Raw genomic sequence first — 22,984 nt, forward strand, 5'->3', positions numbered from 1 at the left:
CCGCGTCTTCGCGTGATCACCAGGCGTCGCGTTGCACCCTTCGATCCAACCGCCCTGCCGGATTCTCACCCCGCGAATGCAAAGCGGCCCGATCCCCGAAGGATCAACACCGACGTTCAACCCGCTCTCGAAAGCCCGCGCATCTCGGGTTCTCGGAACGTATGATACTCCCCCCCAAACCACCCCTCGCACGACTCGTACTCAGCCCGAAGGGCGGTACTCGGACTCGTCATCAAACCCGCTACACACCTTCTTGGGCCTCGCCTTGTGGCGGGGTCCATGAGTTCGGTCTCGCTCGGCCCTCCGGTTCCGCGTGGCCGCTTGGAAGGGCGATCACGAGTACGAGTACGAGGGGAACCCGGCCCTCCGAGTTCGCCCCTCAGCGTCGCACGCGGAAATACTTCCCGGTGGCGCTGGCCGGCTCGGTGTAGCTGCCGGAACTGTTCCCCGTCGTCGTCCACGGCCCGTTGACCGCCGGCGCCGACTCCAGCGTGCCGCCGCCCGTCCAGGTGAGGGTCACGTTCCCGCCCGCCAGCACTGGACGGCCGAGAGAGGGCGGTTCCGAATCGGGCGGCAACTCGTAGATCTCGATGAAGGCGATCTTGTTGTTCGCGGCGCCCGGACCGTTGCCGATGCTCAGCCGCCCATCCGACACCGTCACCACCCCCTGCCCCTCAAAGAACCGCACGTCTGTCGTCGCCGCGCCCTGGACGATGGTCACCCCCTCGGCCTGGAGGTTGAACACGCTGTCGAAAAACCCGGGATCCCCGCCGACCATGAACACGTTGTACCGGCCGTTCTCGACCTCGATCTCCCACAAGGTTCCCGAGGGCTGCGCCCGCTGCAGGTGATTCAGCGTGTCGTACCGCGTGTCCGGCGCCAACGGGCTCATCCGGTATCGGGCGCCCCCGGTGTTGTCCACATCCCATCCGTACAGGAACCCGTTGCCCCGATCCCCAAATTCCTCCCCGAAATCGGCCAGGTACCCGGGGGGCGCATCCACCTCGTAGTTCTGGAAGTTGATGGCGATGGGCTCGCCCACCAGGAAGTTCACCCAGGCGGATTCCCCGGTGAACCCGCGATTGTCCGTGGCCCGCGCCATCACCCGGTAACGCCCGGGCAGCACCCCCGCCCAGTCGAACTGGTACGGCGCGGTCGTGTCCGTGCCCACCACCCTTCCGCTGCCGTCGAGGAAATCGACCCGGACCACTTCCCCACCCTGGGCGCTCGCCGTCGCCGCCAGGGCAACGGTCGCCGGCCCCACCGGAATCCGCGTCCCGTCCGTCGGCTGCGTCAGGGCAACCGTCACCGCTCCCACCGTGGACGACCCCACCGTGTAGGCCCACGCATTCTCCGCAGTGCCGCGAACCAGCCGGACCTGCACCGTCGAGGACGGCGGAAACGGTTGCGTCGGCGCGTAGCGCAACGTGGTGATCGTCCCGACGGTGGTCCGTTCCGCCGTCACCTGCGCACCGTTGACCCACAATTGCGGGGTCGTGGCACCCACGTTCTCCAGCTCCACCACGATCGCCTCGTCCGGCGGCACGTCGGACGCCCCCGCCGCAGGCCCATGCGACACCAGACGCGGCACCGGCGTCCCCGTGAACGTCCGGTACGCCCGGATCCCGTCGCCCCGTTCCCGATCGTTGATCAGCGTCTGCGACAGGGTCACCGGATGCTGCGACTTGAACTCGACGCTCGCGCCGCCCGTGCCCTCCCACCAGAGAAGCCGGAAGGGATAAATGCCGTCCTGCTCGACAATGAAATCGAAAAACGTGTTGGCCGCCCCCCGGCCGCCGCTGAACTCGCCCAGGGTCAGGTGGACCGCATCCCGCGGGTTGGGCGAGGTGGACACCTTGAACCCGTCGTCACTGTTCACCCCGAACCGGTACCGGCCCCTCCTCAAGTCCAGATAGGTCACCGCCTCCGCCACGATCCAGTTGTTCTCCGCCACGTCCCCGTCGAACAGCAGCCCGGGAATGATCGCGTCCTCGAATCCGTTTCCGGCGTTGAAGTCGCCTGCGTTGGCGTACTGCTGGTTCCAGTTGATGAGTTCGACATTGTGCGTGCCGTCGGCGTTGTCGCCCGGGGTCGAGTAGTTGTCATACGGCTCGCCCGTCCCCGGATCGAGGAATCGCCGGTGGATCTGGTGCTCCGCCGCCGCCGTGCTGTTGTTGTCGGCAAACCCCGTCCGCGCCACCGGCAGCCCGGTGAAGTTGTCCATCTGGTACATGTCCACAATGAACCCCGACGATGAGGTGTTCACCGATCCCGCCGGCACCGCGTAACTCGCCGGGATCACCGCGAACCCGGCGTGGTTCTCGACCCCGAACGACCACGCCACCGTCGCGCTCTGACCGCCGGAATCCACGTACGTCAGGGACACGTTCACCGTCGATCCCGAAGCCCACAGGGAGTCCGGCACATGCTCGACCAGCAGGTTCCCGCCCAACGTGCTGGTGGTCACCGTGGCCGGCGCCCCGTTCACCGTCATCTGCACGCCGCTCGCCGAGGGCGTGGTGCCCCGCGGCATCAGCACCGCCTGGATCCGCGCGTTGGCCGGCACGCCGCTGCTGTGCCCGAGCGGATACACGCTCGCCGAGGGCACCAAGGCCCCGGCCGGCCTTGGATACGACCGGATGCCCTGCGCGTGAGTCCGCGTGTTCACCGGAATGAACTCCGCCGTACCGTCCGGATCGGGCTGGTGCACCGAGAAGAACTCGAGATTCGCCCCGCCCCCGCCCTCATACCAGACCAGCCGCACCGGATAGATCCCGGCCACTTCCACCTTCACGTAAAACAAGGTGTCCGCCGATCCGCGCCCCCCCTCGAACACGCCCAGCACCACGTTGCCCGGATGCCGCGGATCCGAACCCGCCGTCACCCGGAAACCGTCGTCGCTGTTCACCCCCAGTCGATGCAGCCCGGCCGTCAGGTCCAGGTAGCCAATGATCTCCCCCGCGATGTTGTCCCGGTTCAGCCCGCTGTCCGGATCGGTGCCCGGAATCCCCGGGATCGGCTCGTCCGGAAACGATGGCGTCGAACCGCTCTGGAAATTCCCCACCTCGACCAGGTTCCCGCCGTCGTTCAACTCCTGGTTCCAGTTGATCCGCTCCGCCGCGTGCGTCCCGTTCGGATTCGAACCCGCCAGCGCGAAGTCCTCCAGATACCCGCCCGTCACCGGATCTCGCAGGATCCCTGCCAGTTGCAGCTCCGCCCGAACCGTGTTGTTCGGCAGATCCGCCCCCGGCCAGACCGCCGTGTCACGACCCTGCACCACCCGCGCCTCGAAGCCCGACGCCGCGGTCGCCACCGCAGCCGACGGCACCGCGTCCGCCGCCGTCAGCGTCGCGTAATACTCGACCGTGAATTCCAGCTCGGACACGACCTCCACCGGGGGAGTCGCATCGTCGGTGAACCGCAACACTGCCGTGTGCGCCGACATCGACGCGTACGGCTCGGTCAATCGGTACCGCACCCGCGTGGTCCCGCCCTGTGCGCTCACCTGCAACTGCCCTGTCACATCCGTCCCGTCGATGGACAACCGCACACTGTCCGCACGCAACCGCGTCGTCTCGCCGTCGCTGATCTCGAACACCGTCCCCAGCAGATCCCCCGCCGCCCGGCTCACGAACGGCCGCGACGGCACCGGCTTCACCACCAGGCCGTACATGTTCCGTCCCCCGTTCTCGGGTGTCCCCAGGGTCAACACGCCCGCCGGAACCCGCTTCCCATACACCGACGACCACTGGTTCAACCCCACCCCGGGCCCCACCCCGTCGCCGCCCTCGTCCACTCCCACCTCGTCCGGTTCGTCGGCGTTCGATCGCCGGTTCAAGCCATTGCGGACCGGTTCCCATCCGCCCTCGGTGACCCAGAACATCGTGTTCTCGATGTTCGGCGGCGTGCTGTTGACACCGTCGGGATGCCGGTTGTCGATCAAAAGGTACACATCCGCCGGCTGCGACAGCGTGATCTCGACCACGTAGGGGTCGTTGTCCCGGTCGTCGTTCGGAAACATCACATACTCCCCGCCCACCAGGTATCCCGGCAGCGGCAGCGACGTGCTGGCCCCGTTCCACTCATGGTTCCGGTCGTTGAAGCACGGCACGTCCTCCCCGAAAAACGGCACCGTGAATCCCGCACCCTCGTTCGGATGATCGAAGGTCTGACCCGTGAACTTCGGCGGCTGCTCCAACGGGTCCGCCCCCTCGACAATCTGCGCGTCCGTGATGATCGGCAGCGACCATCCCGCCGACATCCCCAACCCGAACGCCAACCCGAACGCCAACCCCGCCGCCAGCGTCCGCCAACCACGATTCAGGATTCGTTTCATAGGCACCTTCGCATCTGTGTCGTCCTCGCGCCCCCGGTACTCCCACCTACCGTGACACCAACTCCGCCGCCACGGTCCATCGCCAGCAGGACTTTCCGGGATCGCCGCAAGAAAATCAGCCATCCTCCCCGAAGCAAGCCAATTGAGACCTATGTAATGGGACCAGCTGTAATGAGACCGGCTCTTTATTGTTGCCAACCCAATCCAACATCATCCTCCGCAGGCGGATAGTATAGTGGGACTGACAATGTATTGTTGACACGGCGTCAGATCGTGGGACTGACGCATAATTATTGACGGCCCCCTACAGCATCATCCTCCACGGCAGGGCAGAATTTCTGGCGGGGACTGGGATCGGGCGGCATCCTGGCGTCAACAATCTTGCGCCTGCCTTGATATTTTGGAGAAGTCGGACTCGCGCACTCGCCCTTCATACCCCGTCGCGTTTACATCCCTCCATGCGACCCCTGGCCCTTCTTGCCCTCCTTGTTGCCATGCTCCACCCGGCCCCGGCGCAATCCCCCGGCAACCGCCTCGCCTACCTCGACGACCCCAACCCCTTCCACGTCGGACTCCACTTCCCAAAGCTCACTACGCCGCAATGGATCGGCGATCCCCGCGTCGAGGCAGTGGTCACCTTCGGCATCGATGACCTCCGTCAGTCCACCCCCTATGAGGCCTTTCTCCGGCCCATCCTCGATCGCCTCCAACGCATCGACGGCCGCGCCCCGGTCAGCATCTTCTGCAACGCCCTCGATCCCGACGATCCCCAGTTCCAAACCTGGCTCGCGGAAGGCGTCTCCCTCGAAGTCCACACCCTCGCTCATCCCTGCCCGATCCTCGCCAAAGGCGACTTCGCGGCGGCCGAAACCACCTTCCATGGAGGCGTCGATCTCGTCGCCCGCATCCCCGGCAACACCCCCGTCGCCTTCCGCACGCCCTGCTGCGACTCGATCAACAGCCCCAGCCCCCGCGTCTTTCACGAACTCTTCGCCCGTTCCAGCCCCGAAGGCCGCTTCCTTCGCATGGATTCCTCCGTGGTGGTCCTGCTCACCACCAACCACCCGGCCCTCCCCCGCGACCTCGTCCTCGATCCTGAAGGACGCCACCGCTTCACCCAGTACCTCCCCTTCCCCAATTTCGTCACCACCGTCGAAGACTACCCCTACCCTTGGATCGTCGCCGACGTCGGCTGGGAGTTCCCCTGCCTCGCCCCCAGCGACTGGCAGGGACAACGCCTCCGCGGCAATGCCCACCCCCAAACTCTCGCCGACTGGCAGGCCGCCCTCGCGGCCGTCGTCCAGCTCCAGGGCGTCTTCAACTTCGTCTTCCATCCCCACGGCTGGAGTTCACCCGCCCAGTTCGTCGAGTTCATCGACCATGCCCGCACCGTCCACGGCCCCCGCGTCCTTTTCCTCACCTATCCCGAAGCCCTCGACCGCCTTACCCGCCACCTCGGCGCCGGACAACCGCTTCGCGCCGACGATGGCGGCGACAACGGCATCCGCCTCCTCGACCTCAATCGCGACGGTTATCTCGATGTCCTCATCGGCAATCCCGACCTCCGCCTGACCCGCGTCTGGAACCCCGCCTCCCGTTCCTGGACCGACTCGCCCCTCCCTTTCACCCTCGTCGAAAACACGCCCTCCGGTGCCCGGCGTCCCGCCGGTGTCCGCTTCGGCGTCCTCCACCCCGACGGCCGCCCCTCCGCCCTCGTCCGCACCGAAAACCAAGCCGGCGTCTGGACCTTCGATGGCTCCCGCTGGATCGCCGAACCCGGGTTCCTCCACGGCCTCGATCTCGCCGGCCAACCCATCCTTACCCAACGCCATGAACGCGACCTCGGCGTCCGGCTCCGGGACGTGGACGGCGACGGCCGCTGCGAACTCGTCGTCGCCAACCCCGACCAGTCCGTCATTCTCCGCTGGAACCCCGCACGCAATGCCTGGGAACCCTCCGGTCTCGCCTTCCCCGAGGGCGTCCACTTCGTCAATTCCGACGGCCACGACGACGGCGTCCGCTTTGCCGACGTGAATGACGACGGGCATCCCGACCTCTTCCACTCGAATGAATCCCGCTACGGCCTCTGGCTCTACCAACCTGCAACGGACGCCGGCGGCAATCGCGGATGGAGTCGGCAAGTCATGGCCGGAACCCGCGCCATCCCCGTCGGCACGCGCAACCCGGCCCCGCCCACCCCCGCCGACGAAATCCCCGCCTTCGTGCGTGCCGGACCCCGGCGCAACAACGGCGCCTGGTTCCATTCCCGCCATCTTTGGATCCAAAATGAGGACACCGCCCACCTCCCCGATCTGGTGGACCGCCGGGCCTTCGAGGACCTGCTCCGCGGCATTTCCCAACCCGCCAACTGATCCAACGAAGCTCCCGTCGAGCTTCGCATCGCCCCATCCCGAAAACCATGCGGCGCGGCACCCTTCACGGATCGCCGCGCCGCCAGAAGCCGCCGAAGAACCGATCAGTTCGTCCCCGACAACTTCGCCATCAATCCCGCCGGGTTGTCCTTGAAGTCGTCGATGCAGCCCTTGCAGCAGAACTTGATCTGCTGTTGCCCGTACACCATCACGATCGGGTCGCCCATGCTCCCCAGCTTCTCGCCCGCCACAATGCAGGTATCGAGGGGATAGGCGCGGGCCGCCGCCAACTGCTCGGCCGTGGGGGACTCGATCAGGCCCGTCGCAGCGACAGCCGCCGCAGGTGCACCATAGGCGCCCGCACCGGCACCGGCACCCGACGACTCCTCGTCCGCACCGTCCCCGCCTCCACACCCGGACACCACCACCGCGGTGACCACCACGAGGCCAAGGGACAACCAGCTCAGCAAGGGAGACTTTTTCATAAGGTATAGGTTGGTTCGTTGATTTTCGTTCAGGCGCAAACCCCGGGGTGGCAACAGGCCAAAGCCTGCCCACGGACCAAGGTGGAGTGCCCAGCGCACCCGATCATGCACAGTGTCCCCCCCCCTGCAACCTCCCCGCCATCGCCGCCCCATCGTTCCGGAACTCCGGCCACCCGGCATCTGCCGTGCGACGCCCGGCCCGTCTTGCCCTTTGGCCCACAGGGATCGTACAAACCCGCGTGCCTGCGCCCACCCCACGCCCTGACGCCTCGGCCATCAGTCCCGGCCTGAAACGGTACCTCTACGGTACCGCCACCCTTACTGGGGCCATCGTCCTTGTGGTCGAGATTCTCGGCGCCAAGATGCTCACCCCCTGGTTCGGCTCGTCGCACTTCGTGTGGACCGCCCAGATCGCCATTACCCTTCTGGCCCTGGCGGTCGGATACTACATCGGAGGCCGGCTCGCCGATCGGTATCGCCGTCTCTCGCTCGTTTACCTCGGACTGGTCGGCGCCGCGGTGTACCTGGGTTTCACAGTGCTCGTTCGCGCCCAACTGGCCGCCGCCTGCCTCGCCCTCAGCCTGCCCATCGGCAGCGTGGTCGCCTCCCTCGCCCTGTTCTTCGTGCCGCTTACCCTCCTGGCCATGGTCGGACCCTACTTCATCCGCACGGTCACCCAGTCGGTCGAAGGGGTCGGTCGAACGGTCGGTCAACTCTCCGCCCTCGGCACCATCGGCAGCGTCCTGGGCGTGGTCGTGACCAGCTATCTCCTCGTCCCCTTCGTGCGCGATTCCCGCGCCATGCTCGGAACTGCCGGCGTCCTGGTGCTTCTCGCCGCCATCTATTTCGTCATCTGGGGCCGGCGCGATGGCGGCAACGGCGGCTGGATGGCCGGTGCCCTCCTGGTCCTCCTGGTCGGCTACGCCGGAATCCGCCGCGAGACGGGCACCACCTTCCGGCACCACGTGGAACTGGCCTATGCAAACTCCCACTTTGGCTCGATGCAGGTGATCGAATCCCGCGACGGCCGCCGCCGCTATTACCTCAATGACCTGCTGATCCAGAATACTTACGACCCCGTCGCGAAACGCAGCCTCTCGATGTTCACCTACGGCCTCTACCACCTCTCCTACGCCTACACCCCCGAACTCCGCACCGCCCTCTGCCTCGGCATGGGCATCGGCATCGTCCCCCGCCAACTGGCCGCCGACGGCGTGGAGGTCGATGTCGTCGAAATCAATCCCGCCGTGGTCCCCATCGCCCAACGCTGGTTCGATTTCGACCCCTCCGCCGTCCGCCTCATCTTTGATGACGCCCGCCACTACATCCGCGTCGCCACCCGCCGCTACGACACCGTCCAGCTCGACGCCTTCCTCGGCGATTCGTCTCCCTCCCACCTCATGACCCGCGAGGCCTTCACCGAGATCCGCCGCCTCCTCCAACCCAACGGCACCCTGGTGATCAACGCCTTTGGGAACTTCGAACCCGAACGGGATTTCTTCGCCACCTCGCTCCACCAAACCCTCCGCGCCGTGTTCGCCAGCGTCGTCGTGCATGCCTCCCCCGGCGGCAATACCCTCTACGTCGCCTCGGACCGCACCCCGCTCGAATTCACCCCTCCCGCATCCCTGGCCCATGTGGCGCCCCAGGCCCGCGCCGAACTCGAAAGCGCCCTCGCCGGCCCGTGGCCCGTGGATTCCAGCCGCGGCATCGTCCTCACCGACGACTACAACCCGGTCGAGTTCTACGACGCCCCCAACCGCGAACGCACCCGCCGACTCCTCGCCCGCTCGATGCAGAACTGGTAGGCTCAGCACCCCGTCCCGCAGCCCTCCCCCCCGGGCAGCCACGCTCCCGCCCGTTCATCGGCCGATGACTCTTCAGTCCGCCCCGCTGGCCAGGTCCCGGAACGCCCGCACCCGCGCCTCGCTGGAAACCTTGATCCCATATTCCGGCGGCCCCAGCGACGCCCCCATCGCCACCCGCCCGTTGCGGAACCGCATCCGGCTGTCCCGCATGGCGCTGGCCGATCCATGAATCTCCCGCGCCCCCGTGGTTCGCAGGATCTTCTCCAAATTGCGCTCGGTGACCCCGCCCCCCGGCATGATGCTCAACCGGTCCCCCGCCCGCCGCACCAGGTCCGCAATCAATTCCATCCCCTCCACCGCGGTCCGCTCCTGTCCCGATGTCAGCAACCGCGCCGCCCCCAACTCCAGCACCGCATCCAGCGCCGCATTCGGATCCGCCGCCATGTCGAACGCCCGATGGAAGGTCACCGGCAACCGGCCCGCCGCCTTCATCAGCCGGGCCGTCCGTTCCCGATCCACAGCCCCCTCCGGATCCAGCAACCCCAGCACGATCACATCCGCCCCCAACTCCTGCGCCACCGCAATGTCCCGCTCCATGACCTCGCACTCGTCATCGGTGTAGCAGAAGTCCCCTCCCCGCGGCCGGATCATCACCGCCACCTGGATGCTCAACCGCTCCCGCACCGTCCGGATCAGACCCGCGCTGGGCGTCAACCCGCCCTCGAACAGGGCCGAACACAACTCGACCCGGTCCGCCCCGCCCGCCTGCGCCGCCACGGCCGACTCGACCGAATCCACACAGATCTCCAACTGCACGCGCGCTGCCATGGACCAAGCCTACCGGGACCCGCCGGCCCGATCGAGCCGGTAAAGGTCCGTGGTCTGCAGCAGGCACCCGCCGCTGCGTCGGGCCATCTGGGCGGTCTCGTCCTGCCGCCCAACCTGCGCGGTGAGGAGTACCCGGGTGATGCCCCGGGTTGGAAAAACCTCCAGAGGCCCGTTCATCAGGGTCGGATTGATCGCCGCGGAATGGGCCAGGTATTCCCGCGCCACCGCCCGGTACTTCGTAAAACAACGGGATGCCCCGATGTCCTGGATCAACACCACCCCGGCGAGGACTCCGTTCACGAACACGACATGGGAGAGCGCCCGGTCGAATCGCTCGATCGCGTTCCCGCCGGCCGGTCGTCCGTCCGGTGCCGACGCGGCTTCGTCCTCGAACCCGATGCCGGCCTCCCCCGCCAGACCATGGTCCCGCAGCAACCGGGCCATGGCCTCGACGTGCTCGTTGGCGGGAATCCCGTGCCAGACGGTGCCAAGCCGTTCCAGGCGCCGGACCGAGGACGGCAGCACGGCCTTCACGCGGCGATGGAGGCCGGCAGTCGGCATCTCCCAGACCTGCTCGGTCCGGTGGAGGACGAATCCCGCCTGCTCCAGAAGCCTTCCGGGCAGTCGTTCCCGCCGGTCCTGGATCTCCAGGGGCAGATGGCCGTGGACTCGGGCCATCGTCGCCGCAGCGTCGATCAGCGAAGCGGCGGCCGGCGCCTCCAGAAAGCGGGGTCGGATCCGCAATTGAAGTCTGCCTGCCGCTCCGGTACCCGCCCCGGGTTCCAAGGCCGCCGCACCGACCAGTCGTTCTGGATCGGCCGCCACGAGCACCCGCAGATGGGGCGGCGTTCGGAAGCCCTCCGTGTCGAGAAGGTCCCCCAACCGGTCGAGCTCGTCCGGCCAGGGCGCTCGCACCTCGAAACCAGGCGGGACGACCCTCATGCGTCGCTTCCCCCGGCATCCGGGGATCCGGTCACCCGGTTGCGATGGAGTTCCGGCCGGACCGCGTCGCGCATGGCCGCAGGATGAGGCAGGCGTTCCGTCCCGAGAAAGGCGGACAGCCGGTCCACCCACGGTCCCGGATCCGCGACGAGTTCGGGATACTCGACGGTCAGGGTCTCAAACTGCGGGTGCCGCGCGACGTAGGCACGCAACCATGCCTGGTGTTCCCGCAACGATTCGATCATCCACGATGCCGGTGCCGCCGTTCCGCCCCGACGTTCCAGGAAGAGCCCCTGGGACCGGGCAATTTCCTCCGCCGGACGACCCATCACGATCACCTGGTACCGATGCTGAACCGGCAGGTGCGGCAGCAGCGGGGCCACCACCTTGACCGCCCGCCCTTCCGCGTCATCGAGCAGGTCGGGCCGCCAGGGCAGGTCCCTCACCGCCTCCCATTCCAGGTACCCTTCGGGATTGTCTTCATCCGCGGCCCGAACCCCGTCCGTCATCGGTTCCAACCCGCCGAGCCGGAGCATCTGCATCATCAGGGAGGTCCCGGAACGGGGAAGCCCCGTGACCACCACAATGGTGCGGCCGGACGACCCTGGCGCAGGCGGCATCGGCCACCGCTCCACGGGAACACGGGAGGCGCGCAGGGCGGCGCGCTGGCGCACGGCTTCGGCCAGACGTCGGGCTGCCGCCTCGCGCAGCGTCGCAACCGGAGTTTGGGCAACGCCCTGAGCAAGGCGCTGGCGTTCCCGTTCCTCGAGGACTTCCAACCGCTTCGTCAATCCGGGCAGGGAGTTGGGAAGACGTTCCAGCAGGTGTTGGATCGGCTGGAGAAGGGCGGGCTGGCGATCGAACGCCTCCATGCATGCGGCCAGGGCCTGCTCCCCAAGGCCAAGCGGTTCTGCCGCCTGGGCAACCGTGAGATGCGCCAGCGCTTCGTCGTCGTCGAGCGCCACCGCCTTCTCCGCCTGGGACAGCGCTTCCCCCCATCGACCCGCCCGGAGACTCGCGCGGGCCCGTCCCAGCCAGGCCCTCGGATCGTCGGACTGCTGCTCGAGAGCCCGGTCGAAGGCTTCCCCTGCACGGTCCCACCGTTCCAGATGCAGGCAGGCCAATCCCGTCTGCGTCGCCAGTTCCGGAAGATCCGGCGCCAACGCCCGCACGGCCTCGAAATGTTCCAGAGCCGCACCGTGATCTCCACGAGCCATCTCAAGTTGCCCGAGGATGAACCGGGCCCTCGGATTCCCGTCGCCGGCGTCCCGCATGACCTCCTCCGTGCGCCGGCTTTCGACGTCCAGCCCCAGGCGGATCTGGCACAGCGCCAGTTGAAACGCCATGTGACCCTGTTCCGGCCGGTGAAAGCAGGCCTTCTCGAGATGCGGCAACGCCTCCTCGTACAGTCCGGCATCCATCAGTCCCACCCCCGTGTTCCATGCCGTCTCCACCTCGGCAAACGCCACCGGATCCTCCCCGCGCGGCATCCGAAGGTACCCAAGGGCGGCAAACTGATCGAGCAGGGCCGCAGACCCCGGTTCGCTCTCCATCACCGAGGGCGGGGGGAACTGCAACCGGCCCTCCCGGCCCTCCCAGGTCGGAATCGTCCCCGGACCGGTCGGAACGTCCATCGCCTGCCACAAAGGTCGCCCGTCCATGTCTTCGGCAACCGGCAGTCCCAGCAGCGACAACACCGTCGGCGTCACGTCGAGGACGTTGGCCCGCCGCAACGTCACCCCCGCCCGAACCCCCGGCCCTCCCATCGCCAGCATTCCCATCGGATGATGCCAGGCGGCCGCGGCCGTCGCGAGCCGCGAGGTCCCCAGCGGACGGCGTTGGTCCGTGTGAAACCCATGATCGGACACCAGCACCAGCGTGGTGTCGGGACCCGCGGCGTTGAGAAGGTCCGTGAGCAGCAGATCCTGAAGGCGATAGGCGTTGTCCACGACATCCTGGAAGAACTCGAAGGCGCGCGGATCCACCCCCTCCCGAAACGGCGGACGGTACGCCATGAAGTCGTGCCCGATCCAGTCGAGGAAATGGTAGTGCACGGCCAGAAAGGACGCCGGTTCGTCCCGCACGAGGCTCACCGCCAGATGATGCACCGTGTAAAGCTCGGCCAGTCGGGTCAGCAGCGTCGGTATCGCCCCGCCAAGGGAGGTTCCCAGCTCACGCCAGCGCGGAACCAGCAGATCCAGTAGGGCGGGATCGAGTTCTTCGGGCCGGACCCGGCACTCGGCCATGCCGGCAAGTCGTTCCGCCGGGAAAACTGATCCCTCGGGGATGGGCCACGGCGCGTCGTGGGCCGTCGGCGGACGCACCAACGCCTCGGAAACGCTGACGCCGTGAAGGGGTTCTGCCGGATGCGACGCGAACCATCCGACCGCATGGCTGCCCAGGCCCGCCTCGGAAAGAATGTTCCAGACCGCCTTGCAGCGCCGCGACCGGCTCGAAACCGCCTGGATCTGGCGGGTGACAGGATGGACCTCCGCGAACCCCTGGATCCCGTGCCGATGCGGACGCTTGCCCGTGGCCATCGAGGTCCAGACGATCGGCGACAGATACGGAGGCAGACTGCGCAGCCGCGCCGTGACGCCTTCCCGGACCAGTCGCCCCAGTTGGGGAAGCTGCCCGGCACGAATCAGCGGCTCGGCAACCCGCCAGTCCGCGCCGTCCCAGCCGACCAGGATCACCCTGCGGACGGCCCTCACCATGACTCCGTTGCAAACCCCATGGGCAACCTGCCGAGTGAATCGATGCTCATGGCCGGAAGGGTCCCTTGAAACAAGCCGGACCGCCCGGCTTCAACGCCCGTGCATCCCGGAGTTGTCGGGAGAGGTGCAAGCCTTGCAAAGCGGCGCTTCGGAGGGCCGAGTTCCACGAGGCCGCAACGGTGTGGAGCGTTGGGTTGAGGACTCGCAGAAGTCGTCCCTCCGATTCGCTGCCTGCTCGCCCACACCTCCGGGATGCACCGCTTCAACGCGCCCGTTGCCGTCGCCGGTAAAGGGCCGCACTCCCGGCCAGTAAAGCCATGACGAGGGCGGATTCCTTCACCTCGGGAATGGCACCGGCCTGGATCGCCACCCCAGGCGTGGTCTCCACCGCGAATCCGTACAGCGTGAGTTGCATCCCCGCCGTGTACTCCACGTCCGCCCATCCGTACCGGGTCTCCGCCCCGTCGGTCAGCCGCAGTCCGATGTATCCACGCTGACCGGCCGGCCAGTTGGCGTTGTTGCCACCGTACGAATTGATGTAGTTGCCTGTACCCCAGTTTCCTGATCCATCGATCGCGGCGCCCGCCTCCACACGGGCGGCATAGGAACCCTGTGTTTGAAATGACCGGCCGGTCGGCTGCCCTAGAATGGCAGGCTTGTTCGAAATGCCAGAATCAAAGATCAACCTGAAATCGGCTCCAGTGAAGCTGCTGTTGGACCAGGCGCCCGGTCCCCCGGTCTCACCCAGGTCAAAGTAGAGAGAGCTGCCGCCCGATATGGTCCCGCCTGAGGTGACCTCGGTGAAGACGACCGTGCCTTGGGCGGATCCGGCCGCGGCAAGACCGACAAGGGTGCTGCCGACCAGCGGCAAGGCCCGGTTACCGGGCACCGCCGTGGAAGAGGTGGAGCTGGTAGAAGAAGTCATGGATGCGATCGTTGGTTCAGGTGTATCACGCGTTGGACTGGCACTGCGCCCTGGAACTTTTCCGAACCGACGGCCCTCCCGATCCCCTCTGGAGATTGGACGGCACCGAAGGGCGGCACGACTTCCTGCCCGGGCACGACGTCCACATCGTCCCAGCACCGCCAGACTATCGTCTATAAGTAAATCTGCTACGCCCAGGCGCGTGCCATCGGGAAATGTCGTGCCACCCGGGCGCATCTCAGATGCTCCGCTCCCGCCTCCGCCGGTCATGGTGGGTCCTTGAAAGCGCATGCTCGCAATGTGGAGTGCGGGGCTCCGCACCGCTTTGGATCCGGGCGCCGGAAGCCCGCCCAAACGCCGCCCGGGCCTCCATCGTCCCTTTCCCCGCCCAGCGGATTCGATCCGATCCGGGCTACCGACTCCACGGGGGGACTGGGAGGAACATCAACCAGGCTCGCTGCGATTCCTTGAGATGCGCCCGTGCCACTCCCGTGCATCCCGGAATTGTGAGGAGAGGTACGAGCCTCGCGAAGCGTGGCATCGGAGGGCCGAGTTCCACGAGGCCGCAACGGTGTGGAGCGTTGGGTTGAGGCCTCGCAGAACGCGTCCCTCCGATGCGCTGCATGCTCGCCCACAACTCCGGCATGCACCGCTTCAACGCGCCCGCTGCCGTCGCCGGTAAAGGGCCGCACTCCCGGCCAGTAAAGCCATGACGAGGGCGGATTCCTTCACCTCGGGAATGACCCCGGCCTGGATCGCCACCCCGGGCGTGGTCTCCACCGCGAATCCGTACAGCGTGAGTTGCATCCCCGCCGTGTATTCCACGTCTGCCCAACCGTACCGGGTCTCCGCCCCGTCGGTCAGCCGCAGGCCGATGTATCCACGCTGACCGGCCGGCCAGTTGGCGTTGTTGGAGCCCGAGTAATTGAGGTAGTTGAATGTACTCCAGCTTCCCGATTCACCGATCGCGGCGCCAGCCTCGACGCGGGCGGCGTAGCCGCTCTGTGTTTGAAACGAACGGCCGGACGTCGGCGCTAAGATGGTAGGCTTGCCCGAATTGCCGTAATCAAATAAAAATTGGAAATCGGCTCCAGCGAAGCTGCTGTTGGACCAGGCGCCCGGTCCCCCGGTCTCACCCAGGTCAAAGTAGAGAGAGCTGCCGCTCGAAATGGTCCCGCCTGAGGTGACCTCGGTGAAGACGACCGTGCCTTGGGCGGATCCGGCCGCGGCAAGACCGACAAGGGTGCTGCCAACCAGCGGCAAGCCCCGGATACCGGAAACAGCCGTGCAAGGGGAGGAGGAGGAGGAGGAAGTCATGGATGGGATCGTTGGTTCAGGGGTATCATGCGTTGGACTGGCACCGCGCCCTGGAACGTTTCCGCACCGACGGTCCTACCGATCCCCTCTCAAGGTCGGCCGGCAACGAAGGGCGGCACGACCTCCTTCCCGGGCACGAATTCCATATCGTCCCAGCCCCGCCGAACTATCGTCTATAAGTGAATGTGCTACGCCCAGGCGCGTGCCACCCGGGCGCATCTCAGATTCTCCGCTCCCGCCGCCGCCGGTCATGGTGCGTCCTCAAGAGCGCACGCTCGCAATGTGGAGTGCGGGGCTCCGCACCGCTTTGGATCCGGGCGCCGGAAGCCCGCCCAAACGCCGCCCGGGCCTCCATCGTCCCTTTCCCCGCCCGGCGGATTCGATCCGATCCGGGCCTCCAACTCCACGAGAGGGCTGGGAAGAACGTGATCCTGTGAATCCTGTCCAAACCACCTCGGGTCATCCTTGGGGACGATGGCAAGGCCCCTGGCCCAGCCCCGCAGGCTTGACCCGCGCTTTCTTTCCTCGTAGGCAGGCGTCCACTATTCGCGCATGCGCCCGTCCTGGCTCAAGGCATCTCTCGCCGCCCTGCTTGTCTTCCTTTCGGCCGATGTCCCGGTCCGTTCCGCCGAGGTGCCGCCGGCCTCTCATCCCGACGCCACGGAGCTGCGCCGTCAGGCCGAACGCTGCCGCAACCTCCTCAACCGCTCGGTCCTCAACTTCTACCTCCCCGGCAGCGTGGATGCCGTCCATGGCGGTTACCTCGAAGACTGGCGCGATGGCCGCTTCGTGCATCGAGGCGAGAGGTTCCTCACCCTCCAGGCCCGTCAGCTCTGGTTCTTCGCCACGCTCGCCGCCGGGAACCACGACCGCGCCCGCTGCCTCGAAGCGGCCTGGGCAGGGTACGTCTTCCTCGAACGTGCCTTCCGCGACGTCCGCCTGGGCGGCTACTTCTCGAAGACCGACGACCTCGGCGTCCCCACCGACACCCGGAAGCACGCCTACCATAACGCTTTCGCCCTGTACGCCCTCGTCGCCTATCACCGGGCCACCCGCGACCGCATTGTCCTCCGCCGCGCCCAGGATCTCTTTCGCACCCTCGATCAGCGCGCCCACGACCCCCGTCATGGAGGCTACATCGAGTTCTTCCATGCCGACTGGCGCCCGGTCACCAACCCGTCCGAATCCGCCTACATCGGCGCCATCGGCACCAAGACCTACAACACCCACCTTCACCTCCTCGAAGCCTTCGCCGCCCTCTACCGGGTCTGGCCCGACGCCCAACTCCGCGTCCGTCTCGAGGAACTCATCCGCATCAACACCCTCACCGTCCAGCACCCGGCATACCGCTTCAACCTCGACGGCTGGACCCCCGACTGGCGGCCGGTGGACAGCCCCGGCAATCACCGGGCCAGTTACGGCCACGACATCGAATGCCTGTGGCTGACCCTCGATGCCGTCCGCGCCCTGGGCCTCCCCGAGGTGCCGCTGCACGGCTGGGCCCGCGGACTCGCGGAGTACACGCTCCGGTACGGGTACGACACCGAACACGGCGGCCTCTTCTACGCCGGAGAAGCCGGCCAGCCCGCCGACGACACGCGGAAGGAATGGTGGGTCCAGGCCGAGGCCCTTGTCGGACTGCTCGAACTCTACCGGATCACCGGCCGGCCGGAACACTACCAGGCCTTCGCCCGCACCCTCGACTTCATCGAGCAGCACCAGATCGCCCCCGACGGCGGCTGGTGGGCCACCCTCAACGAAAACGGCTCCGCCCATCCCAACCCCTCCCGCAGTTCCATGTGGCAGGGCGCCTACCACAGCGGACGTGCCCTCCTCCTCAGCTCCCAGATTCTCCAGACCCTTCAACCCAAACCCAACTGACATGTCCCAACCCATCACCTCCCTTCGTGCCGGCATCATCGGCACCGGCTTCATCGGACCCGCCCACATCGAAGCCCTCCAGCGCCTCGGCATCCCCGTCCGCGCCATCGTGGACAACGACCGCGCCAAGGTCGTCGCCGACAAGTGGGGCATCCCCAACGCCATCACCGATCTCGATCACCGCAAGCTGGTCGCCCACCCCGAGGTGGATGTCGTCCACATCGCCTCCCCCAACAAACTTCACGCCCAGCACGCCAGCGACGCCCTCAAGGCCGGCAAACACGTCATCTGCGAGAAACCCCTCGCCATGACCTCCAAGGAAACCGCCCAGCTCCTCAAGCTCGCCGCCACCCGGCCCAGGCAGATCTTCGCGGTCAACTACAACCTCCGCTTCTACCCCGCCATCCTCCAGCTCCGCGCCGCCGTCCAGCGCGGCGATCTCGGCGACATCTTCCACGTTAACGGCTCCTACATGCAGGACTGGCTCCTCAAGGACACCGACTACAACTGGCGCCTGCTGCCGAACGAGGGGGGCGCCCTGCGCGCCGTCTCCGACATCGGCACCCACTGGATGGATGCCGCCTCCTTCGTGCTCGGCACCCGCATCGAGCAGGTCTATGCCCAGCTCGAAACCCTCCACAAGAAGCGCCGCCGCCCCATCGGCGAGGTCCAGACCTACTCCAAGGCCTCCGCCAACCAGAAGTACGAGACCTATCCCGTCCAGACCGAGGATTACGCCGCCGTCCTCCTTCGCTGGACCAACGGAGTCTTCGGCAGCCTCAACGTCTCCCAGGTCGCCGCCGGTCGAAAGAACTGCCTCCGCCTCGAAATCTACGGATCCAAGAAGTCCGCCTGGTGGAACTCCGAGGAACCCAACACCCTCCACTACGGTTCCCGCGACGGCGCCAACGAGACCTCCCTCCGCGGCTCCCCGGGCTTCCTCGAAGACATCGCCGGCTTCTCCGACTACCCCGGCGGCCACGCCGAGGGATTCCCGGACACCTTCAAGATGAACTGCCGCGCCATCTACTCAGCCATCGCCGCCGGCAACCGCAAGGGCGCCCTCTTTGCGACCGTGGAGGACGGCCACCACGAAGTGAAGGTCTGCGACGCCATCCTCAAGAGCGGCACCACCCGCCGCTGGGTCAAGGTCTGACCCGCCCCCGCCACCCAAACCAGGCCACACGCAGTTCTTCGCGGGCGCGTAAGCCCCGCCCACGCCCCGCCCCACCAACGTCGCGAACCCCGGAGAATTCCATCCGCGGTTCGCACCCCTTCCAGCCCCGGCAATTTCAAAGTGCACGAACCATCCGCCCTCGGCGGCGGCGGCGGTCAACAAACAAGAAACCAAAGCAATTGGTCAGGCATTGTATTGCTGACACCGCTTCCCCGCTTCTCCCAGCTTGGCCCCACCGGAAATCCCATCCACCTACTCCGCCACGAACTCCTCCTAATTATTGGTCAGGCATGTCATTGCTGACAGTGGGGGATCGGGTCGAAGACAATAGGTCAGGCGTTTCATTGCTGACACCCCCAGCCCAGCCCAGCCAGATGCCCCCCCCCGGCACCCCGGCAGTTCCGGTTGCCGAAAGAATCCTTATCGCTGGTCGTCAATATTGAGCTGCCGGTCTCTTTTTGGAGCTGCCGGTCTCTTTTGGCTCTTTTGTCTCTTGTCTTGGATTGGGGCCGCGGGCTTCGAGGTTTGGTGCGACAATCTGAAACTGAAAACACGCCCAAGCACCCAATGCCGCCCTTCGCCGCCCGCTTTCACTTGGTTTCCACCACCTCGGGCGATAGCCTTGGGCCTGTCACCTCGACGTATCCCATGACGGCCATGTGCACCGATTCGTCCTCCTCGCGTTCATCGCTCCCCATCACCCCTTCCAGGCGCGGCTTCCTCAAGGCGGGTGCCCTGGCCCTTGGGGCCGCCGCCCTTACCCGCTTCCCGGTGGTTGGAGCCGAACCCAAACCGTTCCGTGTCGGCCTCATCGGTTCGGGCTGGTACGGCAAGAGTGACGTGCTCCGCCTGATCCAGGTCGCTCCTGTCGAAGTCGTCTCCGTCTGCGACCCCGACCGCAACATGGTCACCGAGGCGGCAGATCTGATCTCCCAGCGCCAGAAGTCCCGCAAGAAACCCCGCACCTATGGCGATCACCGCAAGATGCTCGCCGAACGCGACCTCGATCTGGTGGTGATCGGTTCCCCCGATCATTGGCATGCCCTCCACGCCATCGATTCCATCGAGGCCGGCGCGGATGTGTACCTCCAGAAACCCATCGGCGTCGATGTCCTCGAAGGCGAAGCCATCCTCGCCTCCGCCCGAAAACACGGCCGCGTGGTCCAGGTCGGCACCCAGCGCAAGAGCACCCCGCACCTCGTCGAAGCCAGGAAGAACATCATCGACGCCGGGCGTCTCGGGACCATCGGGCACGTCGAGATCTGCTGCTACTACCACATGCGGGCCAACGGCAATCCGCCCGTCGAACCCGTCCCCGATTTCCTCGACTACGACATGTGGACCGGCCCCGCCCCATTGCGCCCCTACGACGGCATCCCCCACCTGCGATGGTGGCGGACCTTCATGGAATACAGCAACGGGATCATGGGCGATATGTGCATCCACATGCTCGATACCGTCCGCTGGATGCTCGGCCTGGGCTGGCCAACCCGCATCTCCTCAAGCGGCGGCATCTTCGTCCAGAAGGACGGCAAATCGAACATCGCGGACACCCAGACCGCCACCTTCGCGTATCCCGGTCTCAACGTCGTCTGGAACCACCGCACCTGGGGCGACCCGCCCGACCCCGACTACCCCTGGGCCCTCTTCCTCTACGGCGACAAGGGCACCCTCAAGGCCAGCGTTACCCGGTACGACTTCATCCCCCGCGGCGACGGCCAACCCATCCGCCGTGACTGCGTCTTCGAACGCGAACAGTTCCCTGAGGACGTCACAGAGAAAAACATCGAACTCCACGCGGCTCCCGCCACCCGGGCCCACATGAAGGATTTCCTCCAGGCCGTCGGGACGCGCGGCCGGCCGGTCGCCGACATCGAGGAGGGCCACATCTCCACCGCGAGCTGCGTGCTTGCCAATCTCGCCATGCAACTGGGCCGCCCTCTCGCCTACGACCCGCGACGCCGGATCGTCCCGAACGACGCCGAGGCCACCGCCCTGCTCCGGCGCCCGTACCGCGCACCCTGGAAGCATCCGGCCGACGCCCTGGCCTGAGACCCGGCTTCGCCCGGTCCCGGCGGGTTCGACCCCCGCCCATGTCGCCGCACCCCCATGCCGCTGGTACCCGACCCGCCGCACAGGCAGGCCGGTTCTACCCATCGTCACCCATCCATCTCGGCGAAATGGTGGAACGTTTCCTCGCGGAAGCCTCCCCCGGGGGCCTCCCCGCCCCCAAGGCGGTCATCGCACCCCACGCGGGTTATCGCTATTCCGGTCCGATCGCCGGGTCCGCCTTCGCCGCCTGGGCCTCGCAGCCGTCCTCCATCCAGCGCGTCGTGCTGTTGGGTCCATCCCACTTCGTGAACTTCCACGGGATCGCCCTCCCCGACGCCTCCGCCTTCGCCACCCCGCTGGGTACCGTCCCCCTCGACCCTGGTGCGGTCGAATCCCTCTTCGAACTCCCCGACATCCATACCCTCGACGTGGCCCATTGCCGGGAACACGCCATCGAAGTCGAACTGCCGTTCCTTCAGCGGTTGCTTCCCACCTTCACCATCGTCCCCCTGATCGTGGGTCGGGCCACCGACAACGCCGTCCGCACCGCCGTGGATCGCCTGTGGGGCGACGCCGAAACCCGCTTCGTTCTCAGCTCCGACCTCAGCCACTACCTCCCCTCCGAGGAGGCACGTCCGTTGGACCGATCCACCGCCGACGCCATCGAGGACCTCCAACCGCAGCCCCTGACGCCTTCCCGCGCCTGCGGGTACCGCATCATCCGCGGCTTCCTCGCGGCGGCTGCCCAACGGGGCCTGATCGCCAAAACCGTGGACCTCCGCAATTCCGGGGACACCGAAGGCCCCCGCGACAGCGTGGTCGGCTATGGAGCCTTCCACTTCGGCCCAGGATGAAAGGATGACGCTAGCCGGCGCTGAAAGACCGCCCTCCGCGTCCTGAGCCAGCCCAACTCCACCCACGCCCAATCCCCAAATCGCCCCCGCGTTCCTCGTCCCATGCCTCCGCAAGCCCCTCATACAACCGGGTGATCTCGTCCGCGCCGGATCGCATCTCTCCTTCCCGCTTCATCGCAAACCCCAGGCCATCAGGGGTTCCACCAGCGCCACAACGCCCGTGGAACCCCTGCATGGATTCGCTGCCGCGGATACGGGAAGCCCCCCGCCCCCGCCCCCGCTGTCTCGTCCCCGCCGCTACTCGCGCGGATTTCCGCCCTGCTGCCGGGCGCGCTCCTGCTCGATCAGCTTCTGTGCGTCCTCCGCCTTGATGACTTCGATCTTGGCCCCCCTCGCCAGTTCCTCAGCCGACGGGACCTTGATGATGTCGCTGGTGACCGGTTGGGCCGGCGCGGCGCGCTCCACATCGAGCAATTCCACATCGAAAATCAGCACCTGATTGGGCCCGATGCTGGCCGGACCGCGCTGGCCGTAAGCCAGTTCGGAGGGGATGTAGAACTGGAACTTCGACCCCGTGGACATCAGTTGGAGACCCTCGGTCCAACCCTTGATCACCCCGTTCAGCGGGAAGGTCGCCGGCTGGCCGCGGTCCACCGAACTGTCGAACTTCTTCCCATCGATCAGCGTGCCGGTGTAATGCACGGTCACCTTGTCCGTCGCCGCCGGCTTCACACCCTCGCCCATCTTCAGCACCTTGTACTGCAGCCCCGAGGCGGTGGTCACCACCCCCTCCTTCGTCTTGTTCTCCTCCAGGAACTTCTCCCCCGCCGCCTGGTTCTTGAGCCCTTCCTCCTGGTTCTTCACCTCGAACCGCGCCTGGACTTCCTTCTGAAACTCCATCATCGCCTCCCGGATCGCCGCGTCATCCAGCAGCAGATCCCCGTCCGCGTTCACATCCCGCACCGCCCGCATGTAGGCGTCCCAGTCCAACTCCGCCCCCCGGCTCTTCCACAGGTTCGCCGCCTGCACGCCCAGGCCGTAACTGGCCTTCTGCCGGGCGTCCTTCAAATCCGCCGCAGACCGGATCTCGGCGGCCGTGGCCCCCAGACAGGCCGCTGCAACCGCAACAGCCGAACAACGAGTCAAAACGTGGTGCATCGCAATCATGAGAAGCGGATTGTCCACACCCGCCCGCGAATTTCAACGACGGCCTCGCGGAACCCCGCCTGCCGCGTTCACCCCTTCCCTTCACTCCGGAGGGACGGGCTGCGCGATTCCCCACCCCATCCC

At 66.7% G+C, this 22,984-nt stretch carries 15 protein-coding genes; 7 read left to right on the forward strand and 8 right to left on the reverse strand.

What is annotated here, in order from left to right:
- Positions 1 to 379 precede the first annotated feature (379 nt).
- The gene (locus tag KF833_01015; protein ID MBX3743864.1) at positions 380 to 4,336 is read right to left on the reverse strand and encodes a hypothetical protein; all 3,957 of its coding nucleotides are present in this window, start codon (positions 4,334 to 4,336) and stop codon (positions 380 to 382) included.
- A gap of 458 nt (positions 4,337 to 4,794) precedes the next feature.
- Here KF833_01015 and KF833_01020 point away from each other — a divergent pair, with 458 nt between their 5' ends.
- Positions 4,795 to 6,708: a VCBS repeat-containing protein gene (locus tag KF833_01020; GenBank protein MBX3743865.1), complete on the forward strand. Its 1,914-nt coding sequence runs from the start codon at positions 4,795 to 4,797 to the stop codon at positions 6,706 to 6,708.
- A gap of 104 nt (positions 6,709 to 6,812) precedes the next feature.
- Here the strand turns inward: KF833_01020 and KF833_01025 are convergent, their stop codons facing one another.
- Complete coding sequence (locus KF833_01025) at positions 6,813 to 7,193, reverse strand: hypothetical protein (GenBank protein ID MBX3743866.1); 381 nt, start codon at positions 7,191 to 7,193, stop codon at positions 6,813 to 6,815.
- Positions 7,194 to 7,432: 239 nt separating this feature from the next.
- Here KF833_01025 and KF833_01030 point away from each other — a divergent pair, with 239 nt between their 5' ends.
- A complete protein-coding gene (locus tag KF833_01030) occupies positions 7,433 to 9,001 on the forward strand; it encodes a fused MFS/spermidine synthase (protein MBX3743867.1) in 1,569 nt (522 codons plus the stop codon).
- A 72-nt stretch (positions 9,002 to 9,073) separates the two neighbouring features.
- Here the strand turns inward: KF833_01030 and KF833_01035 are convergent, their stop codons facing one another.
- The 4 genes from KF833_01035 to KF833_01050 all read right to left on the reverse strand — a co-directional run bounded on the left by KF833_01035 (position 9,074) and on the right by KF833_01050 (position 14,413).
- On the reverse strand, positions 9,074 to 9,829 hold the full coding sequence (locus tag KF833_01035; GenBank protein ID MBX3743868.1) for a copper homeostasis protein CutC: 756 nt from the start codon (positions 9,827 to 9,829) through the stop codon (positions 9,074 to 9,076).
- 9 nt (positions 9,830 to 9,838) lie between these two features.
- The gene (locus tag KF833_01040; protein ID MBX3743869.1) at positions 9,839 to 10,744 is read right to left on the reverse strand and encodes a hypothetical protein; all 906 of its coding nucleotides are present in this window, start codon (positions 10,742 to 10,744) and stop codon (positions 9,839 to 9,841) included.
- A 23-nt stretch (positions 10,745 to 10,767) separates the two neighbouring features.
- Positions 10,768 to 13,488, reverse strand: coding sequence for an alkaline phosphatase family protein (locus tag KF833_01045; protein ID MBX3743870.1), 2,721 nt, complete (start codon positions 13,486 to 13,488; stop codon positions 10,768 to 10,770).
- Positions 13,489 to 13,750: 262 nt separating this feature from the next.
- The gene (locus KF833_01050; protein ID MBX3743871.1) at positions 13,751 to 14,413 is read right to left on the reverse strand and encodes a hypothetical protein; all 663 of its coding nucleotides are present in this window, start codon (positions 14,411 to 14,413) and stop codon (positions 13,751 to 13,753) included.
- Positions 14,414 to 14,415: 2 nt separating this feature from the next.
- Between KF833_01050 and KF833_01055 the strand changes: the two genes are divergently transcribed.
- Positions 14,416 to 14,592 carry a hypothetical protein gene (locus KF833_01055; GenBank protein ID MBX3743872.1) on the forward strand — a complete coding sequence of 59 codons (177 nt, stop codon included), beginning with the start codon at positions 14,416 to 14,418 and terminating at the stop codon, positions 14,590 to 14,592.
- Between the two features lie 475 nt (positions 14,593 to 15,067).
- Here the strand turns inward: KF833_01055 and KF833_01060 are convergent, their stop codons facing one another.
- Positions 15,068 to 15,730 (reverse strand): hypothetical protein, encoded by a 663-nt coding sequence (locus KF833_01060; GenBank protein ID MBX3743873.1) that lies wholly within the window; start codon positions 15,728 to 15,730, stop codon positions 15,068 to 15,070.
- 552 nt (positions 15,731 to 16,282) lie between these two features.
- Here KF833_01060 and KF833_01065 point away from each other — a divergent pair.
- The 4 genes from KF833_01065 (at position 16,283) to amrB (ending at position 21,694) form a co-directional block, all read left to right on the forward strand.
- A complete protein-coding gene (locus tag KF833_01065; GenBank protein ID MBX3743874.1) occupies positions 16,283 to 17,611 on the forward strand; it encodes an AGE family epimerase/isomerase in 1,329 nt (442 codons plus the stop codon).
- A 1-nt stretch (position 17,612) separates the two neighbouring features.
- The gene (locus KF833_01070; GenBank protein ID MBX3743875.1) at positions 17,613 to 18,767 is read left to right on the forward strand and encodes a Gfo/Idh/MocA family oxidoreductase; all 1,155 of its coding nucleotides are present in this window, start codon (positions 17,613 to 17,615) and stop codon (positions 18,765 to 18,767) included.
- Positions 18,768 to 19,445: 678 nt separating this feature from the next.
- Entirely contained in the window at positions 19,446 to 20,840 is a 1,395-nt protein-coding gene (locus KF833_01075) for a Gfo/Idh/MocA family oxidoreductase (protein ID MBX3743876.1), read from the forward strand.
- Between the two features lie 41 nt (positions 20,841 to 20,881).
- A complete protein-coding gene (gene amrB, locus KF833_01080) occupies positions 20,882 to 21,694 on the forward strand; it encodes an AmmeMemoRadiSam system protein B (protein ID MBX3743877.1) in 813 nt (270 codons plus the stop codon).
- A gap of 297 nt (positions 21,695 to 21,991) precedes the next feature.
- Here the strand turns inward: amrB and KF833_01085 are convergent, their stop codons facing one another.
- On the reverse strand, positions 21,992 to 22,852 hold the full coding sequence (locus tag KF833_01085; protein MBX3743878.1) for an FKBP-type peptidyl-prolyl cis-trans isomerase: 861 nt from the start codon (positions 22,850 to 22,852) through the stop codon (positions 21,992 to 21,994).
- Between the last annotated feature and the right edge of the window lie 132 nt (positions 22,853 to 22,984).

It is taken from the genome of Verrucomicrobiia bacterium, assembly GCA_019634625.1.
GTDB lineage: Bacteria > Verrucomicrobiota > Verrucomicrobiia > Limisphaerales > CAIMTB01 > CAIMTB01.